The sequence below is a fragment of the Marinobacter pelagius genome, from assembly GCF_900114925.1.
Lineage (GTDB): Bacteria > Pseudomonadota > Gammaproteobacteria > Pseudomonadales > Oleiphilaceae > Marinobacter > Marinobacter pelagius.
Genome location: NZ_FOUR01000001.1, coordinates 443,917 through 456,675, shown reverse-complemented (window position 1 = coordinate 456,675; position 12,759 = coordinate 443,917). Strand labels below are relative to the sequence as shown.

Sequence of the window (12,759 nt, the reverse complement as noted above, 5' to 3'; positions counted from 1 at the left end):
ACCATCGGTTCCCGGGGATAGGTAGTTATGACCAAGGCTGGTTTTCGTCGTACCGGACTGGAGTGGTTTTCGTCGCTGCCGGCCTGCTTGCTGTTGCTGGCGGTGGTGCTGTTCTCCACCAGCAGTGACATCCACAACCGGATGCTGCAGACCGGTGAGCAGTTGTGGAGTGGTTATTACAAGCTCCGGATGGATCCGGTGGCACCGGAGTGCGATCCGGACCGCGATATCGAAGACGCCGTTGCCGCCGAGATGGCACAGGAGCCGGACAGCGACGATCCGATGGCGGCGTTACTCGGGGCGGAAGAGAAAGATCCGGACGAGGTGCGCCTGTCGATCGAACGGTCGGTCGCGGACTGCAAGGCCGCCCATCAGGATTACCAGAACCTGAAAGACAACCTGACGCCGGGGGTCAAGGCATACCGGGCGGTGGAGCTGTTTGTTGCAGACGTCATCGCCCTGGGCCTGGAATCGCAGCGCTACATCCTGGTGATACTGGTCATGCTGTGCGCGGTGACCGCCACCCTGACCCGCCACCACATTGCCATGCGGGCCATGGAAACCCGCCTGGACTACACGGTATCCCACACCCTGCAAACCATTGCCAATGCCATGTTGCTGGGTTCCAGCGTGATCTTCCGCCAGTCCAGTCTTGGCTCGGACACCTCGGTCTCCGGTGAGGAACTGCTGCTGCACAACCTCTGGATCGCCGGCTTTGCCTGCCTGACCCTGGCCAGTCTCTACCGTCTGTTCCGGGTACCCGAGAATCTCCAGGAGGGCGGCAGTCTGAACAAGGCGTTCCTGGCGGTGCCGCTCTATACCGTCATGTGCCTGATCTCCGGCACCTATTTTGCCCTGATCGGCCACTCCTCGGGCATTGGCATCTACCTGGGCAAGATGATGGAGCTGGCGGACATGTTCCTGAACGTCGGGTTGTATGTCTGGGTGGGCATGATGCTCAAGCAGACCCGCCTGGCTACCCTGGTGTTCAACGTGTTCCGGCCCTGGCACATGCCACCGGAAATGCTGGCGGTGGTGGCTGTCCTGGTGGCGGCCGTACCCACCGCTTACACCGGTGCCTCGGGGATCTTTGTAATCGCCGCCGGCGCGGTGATCTACAGCGAGCTCCGTGCCGCCGGGGCCCGGCGGCAACTGGCCCTGGCCGCGACCGCCATGTCCGGTTCCCTGGGGGTGGTGCTGAGGCCGTGCCTGCTGGTCGTGGTGATCGCCTACCTGAACCGGGAAGTGACCACCGATGAACTGTTCGGCTGGGGTATCTGGGTGTTCCTGCTTACCGCTGCGATGTTCACGCTGGTGGCGCTGTCGGTCAACCGCCAGAGCCGGTTTGATCTTGCGCCCTCTTCAGTGGCGTTCCCGGCCATGATCCAGGCGCTTAAGCCACTGATTCCCTATGTTCTGGTGATTTCGGTGGTGGTCATGTTCTACCGGTTTGCCCTGGATGTGACCATGGACGAGTTCTCGGCACCCCGGCTGTTGCCGGTGATCATGCTGGCCATTCTGGTGTATGAGCATGTCAGCCTGAAGAACCGCAGGGGCAGGGCCTCCGGCGAGATCAATCACCAGGGCCTGGAGCGCAGCGTTCGGGGGGCGACCAACGATACCACGGCGGAAATTGGCGCGCTGCTGCTACTACTCGGGCTCTCGGTCAGCATCGGCGGTGTGATCGAGCGCTCCCACATCATGCAGAGCTTTCCCCAGGCTTTCGACAGTGCCTGGTCAGCAATGCTGCTGATGGTGGTGATCCTGGTCATCCTGGGCATGATCATGGATGCCTTCGGCGCCGTCATCCTGGTGACCGCCACCGTGGCCGGCATTGCCTATGCCAGCGGCATTCACCCTGTCCACTTCTGGATGGTCACCCTGGTGGCCTTTGAACTCGGCTATCTGAGTCCGCCGGTGGCGCTCAACCATCTGCTGACCCGGCAGGTGGTGGGCGAGGCCGAGGTGATGGCCGCCCAGCAGGAAACCGGTACCTTCTACCAGCGCCACGAGCGGATCATCCTGCCGCTGATTGCCATGGGGATCTCATTGCTGGTGGTGTCGTTCGTGCCACTGTTGTTTTACGCTTGATTAGATTGCTTCCTGACGAGGTTGGTCAGGCTGAAAGGAGCTATAATTGGTAGGGCACCCCTCGAAATAACCTACCGATGCCTCTGTGGCATTGGGTCAAGCGCGTTATGCGCGAGGAGGTTCCCGTGACAGAATCACTGTTCAACAGACTCGGTGGTGTGGATGGCATTACCCGGATTGCCAACGATGTGGTCGATAACCATGCGGTCAACAAAGTGGTTGGCGTCCGATTTGCTGATATTGATTTGCCGAAGCTCAAGCATGCGGCGGCGACGTTTTTCGTCAGCGCAACGGGTGGCCCGTCAGATGCCTATCAGGGCAAGGATATGTTGGCGGCCCACCGTGGTATGAATATTTCTCCCTCGGAATTCATGGCCGTACTTGATGACGCCCTGCTGGCGCTGGAGAAGAATGGTATTGGTCAGCGTGAGCGGGAGGAAGTGCTCTACGCGTTGTATGGCCTCAGATCCCAGGTAGTGGCGGTCTGAACGAAAAAGGGGTCAGATGAAAGCTTTCATCTGACCCCTTTTTTATACCGCGAATTTGGCGCCTTAAGTCGGGGTCAGAAGAATGCTTTCTTCTGACCCCTTTTTCATTTCAAAACTCAGCTCAGCTTCGGGCCGGCCTCGACGATGGAGTCGGCCACGTCGAACTTCTTGAAGTTCTCAACGAACTGGGCAATCAGTTCCTGGGCCTTGCCGTCGTAATAGTCCGGGCTGACCCAGGTTTGGCGCGGGTTCAGCAGTTCGGTATCGACACCCGGCACGTGCTTGGGAACGTCCAGATTCAGGGCGTCCAGGTGCTCGGTTTCCACGTCGTCCAGGTCGCCATTCTGGATTGCGGCGATGATGGCACGGGTGGTCGGGATGCTGAAACGGCTGCCTTCGCCGTAGGGACCACCGGTCCAGCCGGTGTTGACCAGAAATACCTTGCTGCCGAACTCGTCCATGCGCTTCATCAGCAGCTCGGCGTAGACGCCGGCCGGACGCGGGAAGAACGGTGCGCCGAAACAGGTGGAGAAGGTGGACTTCAGCTTGGAAGAAGAGCCCATCTCGGTGGAACCCACCAGGGCGGTGTAGCCGCTCAGGAAGTGGTAAGCCGCCGCTTCACGGTTCAGGATGGACACGGGCGGCAGTACGCCGGTCATGTCGCAGGTCAGGAACACGATGTGGGACGGCTCGCCGGCACGGTTCTCGATCACGCGCTTCTCCACGTGCTCCAGCGGGTAGGCGCAACGGGAGTTTTCGGTGAGGGACACGTCGGTGTAATCCGGTACGCGGGTTTCCTCGTCGATCATCACGTTTTCAACGATGGCGCCGAAACGGATGGCGTCCCAGATGATCGGTTCGTTTTTCTGGCTCAGGTCGATGCACTTGGCGTAGCACCCGCCTTCGATGTTGAATACGGTACCGGTGCCCCAGCCGTGCTCGTCGTCACCGATCAGGTAGCGGTGCGGATCGGCGGACAGGGTGGTCTTGCCCGTGCCGGACAGGCCGAAGAACAGGCAGGTTTCGCCAGTCTCGCTGACGTTGGCGGAGCAGTGCATCGGCAGCACGTCTTTCTCGGGCAGCAGGAAGTTCTGCACGGAGAACATCGCCTTCTTCATCTCGCCGGCGTAGTGCATGCCCGCCAGAAGCACCTTGCGCTTGGCAAAGTTGAGGATTACACAGCCATCGGAGTTGGTGCCGTCACGCTCGGGCACACACTCGAAGTTGGCGGCGTTGAGGATCTGCCATTCCTGCTTGTCGGCCTGGTTGTAGCTGTCCGGGCGGATAAACAGGTTCTGGCCGAACAGGTTCTGCCAGGCGGTCTCGGTGACCATCTTCACCGGCAGGTAATGCTCGGGATCGGAGCCGACGTGCACGTGGGCTACGAACTGGTCCTTTTCCGCGATGTAGGCTTCAACGCGATCCCACAGGGCGTCGAACTTGTCAGCGTCGAACGGACGGTTGATCGGCCCCCACTGGATGTCGTCAGCGGTGCTGGGCTCCTCGACGATAAAGCGGTCCATAGGAGACCGGCCCGTACGATCACCGGTTTTAACCACCAGTGAACCGTTGCAAGCCAGCTGGCCTTCGTTACGTGCCAGTGCCAGCTCGACCAGTCGTGCTGTACTCAGATCAGTATAAGTGTTGCTCACTTCGACCTCGCCCTCGGGATGTCTTCGTGATTGCCCAGGCCGTCCCCCCAAAATTGACGGAAATCTGAGCAATCGGGTCAATTCAGGCGCGCTATTATGCCAGAGACGCCGGTAAAAAACGACTGCCCTGAAAGCCGCGCCAGCTGGGGCTTCCGGGCAAATATAAGTCCGCGGTTAGTGTAACGTATGACCGGTGAAAAGGTGATCAATGTCATTTCTATCGAAGCGATAGTGAGAATGACAGAACTGGCAATCCATCTCGATCGAGCCCTGCTCGTCCAGAATGCTGTAGCACTCTTCCTTGCCGATGGCTTCCAGGGCGCCAAGGGTCCGCTCCCGGGAACAGCTGCACCGGAAAGCCACCGGTTCCGGGTCAAACAGGCGCACTGTCTCCTCATTGAACAGCCGGTACAGCAGGGTCTCGCTGTCCAGTTTGAGCAGTTCGTCGGCCTCGACCGTGCGGGCCAGGTGATTGACCCGTTCCCACAGCTCGTCGTCCTCCTCGGTATGGCCCGGCAGACGCTGAAGCATCAGGCCGGCGGCACCGTTCTCGTCGGCGAACAGGAACAGACTGGTGGCAAGCTGTTCGGAGCGCTCGAAGTACTCTTCCAGGCAGCCGGCCAGGCTGTTTTCCTCACGGGGCACGACGCCCTGGTAGCGCTGACCCTGGGCCGGGGTGATGGTGATGGCCATGCGCCCCTGGCCCAGCAGGGCCTCGAAATCCTCTTCACGGATGGAATGCTCGTCAAACCGGGCCAGCCCGCGGATGTGGCGGTCGTGGCTGCACTCGGCCATGAGCGTGCTGATCGGGCCGTCGCCCTGGGCCTGCAGTGACAGGGTACCCTCGAATTTCAGGGAAGAACTCATCAGAACACTGGCAACCAGTGATTCGCCCAGCAGCTCGCGCACGGAATCCGGGTAGGGCGCCTGGCTGCCGATTTCCCGAAAACTCTCGCCCAGCTGGACCCAGGCACCCCGCACCTGGCTGTGCTCGAAAATAAAGCGTTGGAACTGGTCACGGGATGCCATGGTCTGTCTCCTGGAAATTGAATACTGGAATCGGGGTAAAGGGTTGGTCGGTCCCGCCGGAGCGGGACTCAGATACCGTGCTGTTCGCGGAAGCGCCGGATATCCCGGCGGTCCTTCTTGTTGGGCCGGCGCGCGGGAGGTAGCTGGGCCGCCTGCATGGTTTTACGCTGCCAGGCGAGATCCTCGCGACGTTTCACGCTGTCTTCGGTCTCGTGATAGAGCTTCTGGGCCTCGGGTGCACCCCGGCGGCGGTCACTGATGTCGTCAATGATCACCACCTTTTCCTGCCAGCCCAGACGCAGGGTCACCTTGGCGCCGGTTTCGACAATCTTGCCGGGCTTGCTGCGCTGGTTGTTGTAATGAACCTTGCCGCCCTCGATGGCTTCCTTGGCCAGGGAACGCGTCTTGTAGAAGCGGGCAGCCCAGAGCCATTTGTCGAGTCGTACCTTCTGGTCGTCAGCGTTGGTCGCCGTCATGTCTCCTCACCTGATGAGCGTATGGTCGAATTATAACCGGCTCACCGGTTCGATGGCAGGGGTTGGCGTTGCCGAAGTGCGGGCAGGACTTCGTTGAAATGATGGATGCTGGGGATCTCCGGGTGCCGTTCCCGCGCCGGCTGCCGGCTGTCCGGCGCCAGGATGGCCAGGCATTGGCCGATGCCCGCAGTCCGGGCGCTTTCAAGCACGGGGAAGCTGTCGTCCACCATCAGGGTGCTCGGAGCGGTGTAAGGAGTTACTGACTTCAGGTCCTGCCAGAACAGGGGATCCTCTTTGGGCTTGCCCAGGTCGTGGCTGGAAACGATGCTGTCCACATAGCGATCAAGCCCGGTGCGCTCCAGCTTCAGGGCCAGCGGATCGGGGTGGCAGTTGGTCACGATCACCGAACGCAACCCGGCGGCCTTCAGGGCTTCGAGAAAATCCGTGACGTGGGGACGATAACCGATGCGGTCACCCACTTCGGCCTTGAGCCCGGTAATATCAACGGACAGTTTCTCGCTCCAGTAATCGGTGCAGTACCAGTTCAGGGAGCCCCGCTCGGCCATGATCATGGGGATCAGGGTGTCTTTGGCCTGCTGCTGGTGCAGGTCGAACTGCTCGGCATAGCGCCGGGGCAGATGCTCGAGCCAGAAGTGATTGTCGAAGTGCAGGTCGAGCAGGGTTCCGTCCATATCGAGGAACACCGTCTCAACGGAAGACCAATCCACCATAAACAAAACAGCCTGAAGAGATTTTCTTCAGGCTGCCGGAGAATACCGGCCAAGACAAGCCGGAAAAGTACGGATTTGTGGGGATCAGTTGTCTGACTGTTCCACTGTTTCCGGTTTCTTGCCGGTGCGGGTGCAGCCGAGGCAGCGTACGAAAGTGGCCTTGGCCGGGCCTACCACCAGGACTTCGCCGGCTTCACCGGCGTTGCCGCCGAGCGCGGAGAACGGCAGGGATACCAGATAAACCGCGCTGCCGATAATGGTGGTGGCCAGCAGGGCAGGGCGAACAAAGAGCGCGTCTCCGGTCATGGCCAGTGCAGACGGTGTCTCATCCACGGCCTGGGCATGGCCAACGGATGAGAAAGCCATCAGGCAGGCTGCCAGGGTGGCCATGAGTGTGCGGGAAATCTTGCGGGTCATTGTACTGTCTCCTGAACTTTGTCGGCCCTGTAGATGCTCGGTTTTGGCAATATCAGCGTGAGGGCCGGACATTTAAAGAACGACCCTATTGTAGACCGTGAGCATTAATCCTCTGTTAACTATGAATCATATTTGCGCATTTTCAAACGATTTTTCGTTGCAAAATGTGCTCAGCGCTGGCATTTCGGGCAATAGACCGTGGAGCGGTTGTTCATGCGGATCTCCTTGAGGGTGGCGGCGCATTCCTTGCAGGCTTCACCGCCCCGGCCATAGACCAGCAGGGACTGGGCAAAATAGCCGGGCTTGCCATCACTGTTCACAAAGTCCCGCAGGGTGGTGCCGCCCATCAGGATCGCGGCGCTCAGGGTCTCCCGGATCGCTTCGGCGAGCCGGTGGTAGCGGTCCAGGCTGATCCGGCCGGCCTTGCGTTTGGGGTGGATGCCGGCCTTGAACAGGGCCTCATTGGCGTAGATGTTGCCCACGCCCACCACCACGTGGTTGTCCATGATGAAGGACTTCACCGGCGTCTGCTTTCCCCGGGACAGCCGGAACAGCAGCGGGCCGTTGAATTCCGGTGACAGCGGCTCCGGGCCCAGATTCGCGATCAGCGGGTGGCTGGCGGCGGTTTCGGTCCAGAGCCAACAGCCGAAGCGGCGGGGATCGTTGAAACGCAGGGTCACGCCGGAGGCAAGCGTCAGGTCAATGTGGTCATGGCTCTGGGGCGGGGCGTTGTCGATGATGACCCGCAGGCTCCCGGACATACCCAGATGCACAATCACCGTGCCGCCATCGAGGTTGATAAAAAGGTACTTGGCGCGCCGGTCCACGCTGCGGATTATCTGGCCTCTCAGTCGTTCGGGCAGATCCTCCGGAACCGGCCAGCGCAGCCTGCCATTGCGCACGACAACATCGGTGATGGTCTGGCCTTCGCAGTGGGGCGCAATGCCCTGGCGGGTGGTTTCAACTTCGGGTAATTCGGGCACGCGGGCGATCTCCGGTGGTCTGCAGCGGGCATGGTTACCAAACAGGGCAGACAAGTGTAATCAGTAACAAATTTTCGGCCAAATTCGGTTGTTGCAGCGAACACCTGTACGCTAAAGTTGGGGTGTTGGTTTGTTGCCCCTTCGAGTGTTTGCGAAATACCCCGATGTATCGCCCGCCGAACGGCTGCAAGCCGCCGATCTGATTTTGAGGAAATACTATGTGGTTCAACGGTCTCCTTGACCTCTCGGTGCCGCAACTGATCCTGGTTGCCCTGGCCCTGACGCACGTCACCATCGTAAGCGTGACGCTTTATCTACACCGCCATTCCGCCCATAACTCGCTGGATCTGCATCCGGCGCTGGCGCATTTTTTCCGGTTCTGGCTGTGGCTGACCACCGCCCAGAACACCAAGGAGTGGACGGCGATCCATCGCAAGCACCACGCCAAGTGTGAAACCGAGGAAGACCCCCACAGCCCGGTGGTTCTGGGCATCCGGAAAGTGCTCCTTGAAGGCGCCGAACTCTACGCCGAGGCAGCTACCCCGGAAACCCTGCAACGCTATGGCCAGCGCACCCCGGAAGACTGGATTGAGCGCAAGATCTATACCCCGCACAAGCATCTGGGCATCGTCATCATGGCAGCGCTCAATCTGATGCTGTTCGGCGTGCACGGTATCTGGATCTGGGCAGTGCAGATGCTCTGGATCCCGGTCTGGGCAGCCGGCGTGGTCAATGGCATCGGGCATTACCTGGGCTACCGCAACTTCGAGTGCGCGGACAATGCCCGCAACATCTCCCCGTTCGGTATCCTGATCGGCGGTGAGGAGCTGCACAACAACCATCACACCTACCCGAACTCCTCCAAGCTGTCCCGGCGCTGGTACGAGGTGGACATTGGCTGGGGCTACATCCGCCTGTTCCAGCTGTTCGGCCTGGCCAAACCCAAGGGTTACCGCCCCATCGCCCATTACGTGCCGGGCAAGCAGGACGTGGATGTGGAAACCGTGATGGCTATTGCCAACAACCGCTTCGACATCATGCGCCAGTACCGCAAGCGGGTGATGGAGCCGGTCCTGCGCCAGCAGAAGGCGCTGATGGATGATGAAATCCGCCCGCGCTACCGCAAGCTCAAGCGCCTGCTGTCACGGGAAGCCACGCTGATCCATCCGCGGGAGAAAGAGCACCTGGATACCGTGCTGGAGCGGCACGAGATCCTCAGGCAGATCTACGAAAAGAGTCACGAACTCCAGGCCCTGTGGCGCCAGCGCGGCCTCAAGCCCCAGGAAAAACTGCAGGCGCTGATGGACTGGTGCAAGGAGGCGGAAGCCAGCGGCATCCGTTACCTCGAAGAGTTCGCCGCGCACCTTCGGGCCTACTCGCTGCGGCCGGCGGCCTGAGCGGGCATCAATAAAAAAGGGGTCGGAAGAAAACTTTCCTCCGACCCCACTTTCCCGGGGTCTGATGAACGCTTTCATCTGACCCCTGTTTCCTCTCCTTACTTCAGCGCCTCCAGCTTGTCCACGTACTGCTGCATCGCATCGTCCTTCGACATGCCCTTGAGCTTGTCCCAGGCGTCGTACTTGGCCCGGCCGACAAAATCCATCATGCCCGGACGCTTACCGGAAACATCGCCCTCGGTGGCCTGCTTGTACAGGGCATAGAACTCCAGCTTCATCTCGTTGGACGGCTTGAAATCGCCTTCGGCGGTCTGGATGTAGTTCACCGCTTCGTCGAACTTGGCTTTCAGGTCACTCATGGGATTCTCCTTGGTGTTGATCGTTCTGTCCTGGGGTGGATGCTGGGAGTATAGACAGAGGGTAAATGGGCGTCATTGACTGAATTGGCTGTGGCGGTTGCTAAAGGAGCCATCGGTTCCACTGCTCTGCGCCTCGGAAAGAATTCGAGCGTTTTTTATATAGTGCTTTGATAGAGTTACATCTCAAGAAACTAGTTCTTTACACCGAAGCTTTCTTCATGAAGTTCCTGATTTCCACATTAGTTTCACTATTGGCGGCGCTACTGATCTCCTTGCCCGTTGCAGCCGGCCAACCGATCAAGAAATCCGAATCGGGGATTTGTCACCCTCCAAGTAGCCGTTGGTACGAAAGAACGGAGCACTTCGATCCTTACCCTAGTTTAGAGAGTTGCATAGCCTCTGGGGGAAGGTTTCCAAAAAATGGGATGCACGTAACCGGGGAATCCAATACGAACGAAGCGGGAATGCTGAATTCTGGCTATCGGCGAACACGTTTTGGTCGAGGTTGGGATGACAGGGATGGTGATTGTCGAGATAGTCGTGCTGAAGCCCTCGTTGCCAGCTCTACAACACGAGTACGATTCGCCTCGAACCGAGAATGTCGCGTAGTTACCGGTAGGTGGATCAGTCCTTTTACAGGCAATGTTATCCAAAATTCTAGTGATATTGACATTGACCACGTGGTACCGCTGGCCTGGTCTTGGGCGCATGGTGCCGACGATTGGAGTGATGAAAAACGGGAGCGCTTTGCTAATGACCCCGTGAACCTGTGGCCAGTCGAGGCGGGCCTGAACCGCAGTAAGGGCGCTAAGGGACCGGATCAGTGGCTGCCGCCGTCCGGTCAGTGCCAGTACGTCGCCCGTTTTTCGAGAGTGGTCAAACAGTATGATCTCCAACTAACAACGCGTGAACGCGGATGGCTAAAGAACTTTCTGGAAGAGTGCCGCTGATGATCGCTGGCTTGCCAGGGTGTCCAGCGCACAAACGGTCGGACTGGGCCAGCGTCAGCACAGCTGAAATCGTTTCTATACGGGTTTTAGTCGCAATTAGTAGCGCAAGATAATAAACAAAAGCGGACATTCGCCTCGCATTCAATCCGAGCTAGTTTCTCTGGCTCAAGCCTGAAAACCCATCCTTTTTGGAGCTAAGGAATGGGTTCAAAACAGAGTTCCTGTGAGGGCCTTGGGTCGGCAAAGATGCTTGTAGAATTTATGGGCGTAATGAGGGATACTTGGATTCCGCAAAATGTTTGCAGCTTTATTTGCACAGTGCTGCGCACTTTTCACAAGCCAAACTTGTTACTCCTTGTTTTAGAAAAGACCTTTTTAGCCCCCTGGATTTAACTTGCAGAAATGTGCACAGATAAGCCGCGCGCAAGCTTTTGACAGCGCCCGGGTTCGCAGAATAGTGGAAAGGCAGCTAGTATCCCTTTGAAATGGATTGAAAATTCGCCCTATGATGCGGGTCTAAATTGAAAGAGCCGACCGGCTTTAGTTCGAATTCGTCAGAAAATGTCCTATCTCAACTCTGTAAGTGCCTTATTTCGGTAACGTGTCTACGATTACTATGATGTCGTAGGCATGCCGACCTAGATAATTGACTCATCGCCAATAGGGGTGTGTCCGTCTACTTGGGTCCCCGGGGAGCAAGTCTACACAATGCGAATAAGGATAGGAGACGCATCGTGACTGAAGACGAAAAATTGCCAGAAAATCCTGAGAACGACCTTGCTTCACGATTTCCCACTGCCTACACCATTCTTTTTGGCCTGATTATTCTGGTAGCCGCGCTGACTTGGATTATCCCGGCGGGGCAGTATGAGCGTGTAATGAATGAAGAGGTCGGGCGAGAAGTGGCCGTGCCCGGGACCTACCAAACTGTTGACCCGAATCCTCAGGGCTTTGTTGAAGTGATGCTGGCGCCGACGGCAGGTTTCTACGATCCCGACAGCTATGTCGCCAACGCCATTGATGTTGCCCTGTTTGTGCTCTTCCTAGGCGGCTTTCTTGGCGTGATGAATGCCACGGGTGCCATAGACACCGGTATTCGCAGCGCGATGCGGCATCTAAAGGGCCATGAAATCTGGATGATACCCATCCTGATGACATTGTTCGCCATTGGTGGCACGACCTACGGCATGGCCGAGGAGACCCTGGCGTTCTACGCAATTCTTATCCCGGTGATGATCGCTGCCGGCTACGACGCTGTAACGGGTGTTGCCATTATTCTTGTTGGCGCCGGAATTGGTGTTCTGGGCTCGACCATAAACCCGTTTGCTACCGTAATTGCGGCCAATGCTGCGAACATTCCGTTTACGGACGGCATCGTGCTCCGGTTCGTGCTTCTGGTCGGAGGACTGATTATCTGCGCCGCGTATGTGATGCGCTACGCCCACAGGGTCAAGCAGGATCCATCGCGGTCGGTTGTCGCCAAACAGTGGGATGCGCATCGTAAGTTGTTCCTGAAAGGTCATGAGGAAGGATTCGAAGATGCGACTCTCAATACCACTCAGGTCATCGCGCTGGTCATATTCGCCCTGACGTTCGCCGTCATGATCTGGGGTGTATCCTCCCAGGGCTGGTGGATGGCGCGCATGGGTGCTCTGTTCTTTGGCGCTGCCATTGTCATCGGCCTGGTTGCCCGTCTGGGCGAGAAAAAGCTCACCGGTAGTTTTGTTGATGGTGCCCGGGATCTGTTGGGTGTTGCCCTGGTGGTTGGGCTGGCCCGTGGCATCGTTGTCATAATGGATCAGGGCATGATCGCCGACACGATTCTTCACAGCGCGGAGACGTCGCTGGGCGGACTGCCCGAGCTTGCCTTCATCAACCTGATGTTCTGGATTGAAGTTGGTATGAGCTTCTTTGTGCCATCGTCTTCCGGTCTGGCGGTGTTGTCGATGCCGATCCTTGCGCCGCTGGGCGATTTTGCCAACGTTGGCCGTGATCTGGTGGTTACCGCCTATCAATCCGCCAATGGCCTGGTAAATCTGATCAACCCGACCTTTGCCGTGGTGGTTGGTGGTCTGGCGATCGGACGGGTGTCCTATGATCGGTGGATTGCTTTTATCTGGCCATTGTTGCTGATTCTGACAGTGTTCATAAGTCTGATTATCAGCATCGGTACTCTTATCTGATTC

At 58.3% G+C, this 12,759-nt stretch carries 13 protein-coding genes; 5 read left to right on the top strand and 8 right to left on the bottom strand.

The genetic code is table 11. The features are described 5' to 3' along the window. The first annotated feature begins 27 nt into the window (after positions 1 to 27). Both BM254_RS02040 and BM254_RS02035 read left to right on the top strand, forming a co-directional pair. Positions 28 to 2,091 (top strand): TRAP transporter large permease subunit, encoded by a 2,064-nt coding sequence (locus BM254_RS02040; RefSeq protein WP_091998059.1) that lies wholly within the window; start codon positions 28 to 30, stop codon positions 2,089 to 2,091. 125 nt (positions 2,092 to 2,216) lie between these two features. Continuing rightward, complete coding sequence (locus tag BM254_RS02035) at positions 2,217 to 2,579, top strand: group I truncated hemoglobin (protein ID WP_175497186.1); 363 nt, start codon at positions 2,217 to 2,219, stop codon at positions 2,577 to 2,579. 116 nt (positions 2,580 to 2,695) lie between these two features. On the opposite strand, the gene BM254_RS02030 is transcribed toward BM254_RS02035, so the two are convergent. From BM254_RS02030 to mutM, 6 genes are all read right to left on the bottom strand, one after another. Next, entirely contained in the window at positions 2,696 to 4,231 is a 1,536-nt protein-coding gene (locus BM254_RS02030; RefSeq protein ID WP_091998055.1) for a phosphoenolpyruvate carboxykinase, read from the bottom strand. A 174-nt stretch (positions 4,232 to 4,405) separates the two neighbouring features. Beyond that, a complete protein-coding gene (gene hslO / locus BM254_RS02025; RefSeq protein WP_091998054.1) occupies positions 4,406 to 5,260 on the bottom strand; it encodes an Hsp33 family molecular chaperone HslO in 855 nt (284 codons plus the stop codon). 68 nt (positions 5,261 to 5,328) lie between these two features. After that, the gene (gene hslR, locus BM254_RS02020) at positions 5,329 to 5,736 is read right to left on the bottom strand and encodes a ribosome-associated heat shock protein Hsp15 (protein ID WP_091998052.1); all 408 of its coding nucleotides are present in this window, start codon (positions 5,734 to 5,736) and stop codon (positions 5,329 to 5,331) included. Between the two features lie 41 nt (positions 5,737 to 5,777). Then, on the bottom strand, positions 5,778 to 6,467 hold the full coding sequence (gene yrfG, locus BM254_RS02015; RefSeq protein ID WP_091998050.1) for a GMP/IMP nucleotidase: 690 nt from the start codon (positions 6,465 to 6,467) through the stop codon (positions 5,778 to 5,780). Positions 6,468 to 6,551: 84 nt separating this feature from the next. After that, entirely contained in the window at positions 6,552 to 6,884 is a 333-nt protein-coding gene (locus tag BM254_RS02010; RefSeq protein WP_091998049.1) for a hypothetical protein, read from the bottom strand. 170 nt (positions 6,885 to 7,054) lie between these two features. Next, entirely contained in the window at positions 7,055 to 7,867 is an 813-nt protein-coding gene (mutM, locus tag BM254_RS02005; RefSeq protein ID WP_091998047.1) for a bifunctional DNA-formamidopyrimidine glycosylase/DNA-(apurinic or apyrimidinic site) lyase, read from the bottom strand. A gap of 218 nt (positions 7,868 to 8,085) precedes the next feature. On the opposite strand from mutM, the gene BM254_RS02000 reads away from it, so the two are divergent. Then, complete coding sequence (locus BM254_RS02000; protein ID WP_091998045.1) at positions 8,086 to 9,264, top strand: DesA family fatty acid desaturase; 1,179 nt, start codon at positions 8,086 to 8,088, stop codon at positions 9,262 to 9,264. 98 nt (positions 9,265 to 9,362) lie between these two features. On the opposite strand, the gene BM254_RS01995 is transcribed toward BM254_RS02000, so the two are convergent. Continuing rightward, entirely contained in the window at positions 9,363 to 9,623 is a 261-nt protein-coding gene (locus BM254_RS01995; RefSeq protein ID WP_091998043.1) for an acyl-CoA-binding protein, read from the bottom strand. Positions 9,624 to 9,841: 218 nt separating this feature from the next. Here BM254_RS01995 and BM254_RS01990 point away from each other — a divergent pair, with 218 nt between their 5' ends. Beyond that, positions 9,842 to 10,573: an HNH endonuclease family protein gene (locus BM254_RS01990; protein ID WP_091999123.1), complete on the top strand. Its 732-nt coding sequence runs from the start codon at positions 9,842 to 9,844 to the stop codon at positions 10,571 to 10,573. Here the strand turns inward: BM254_RS01990 and BM254_RS17720 are convergent. Continuing rightward, positions 10,500 to 10,703 carry a hypothetical protein gene (locus BM254_RS17720; RefSeq protein ID WP_175497177.1) on the bottom strand — a complete coding sequence of 68 codons (204 nt, stop codon included), beginning with the start codon at positions 10,701 to 10,703 and terminating at the stop codon, positions 10,500 to 10,502. The two genes, BM254_RS01990 and BM254_RS17720, sit on opposite strands and share 74 nt — an antisense overlap. A gap of 604 nt (positions 10,704 to 11,307) precedes the next feature. On the opposite strand from BM254_RS17720, the gene BM254_RS01985 reads away from it, so the two are divergent. Beyond that, the gene (locus BM254_RS01985; protein WP_091998041.1) at positions 11,308 to 12,756 is read left to right on the top strand and encodes a YfcC family protein; all 1,449 of its coding nucleotides are present in this window, start codon (positions 11,308 to 11,310) and stop codon (positions 12,754 to 12,756) included. Positions 12,757 to 12,759: the final 3 nt, after the last annotated feature.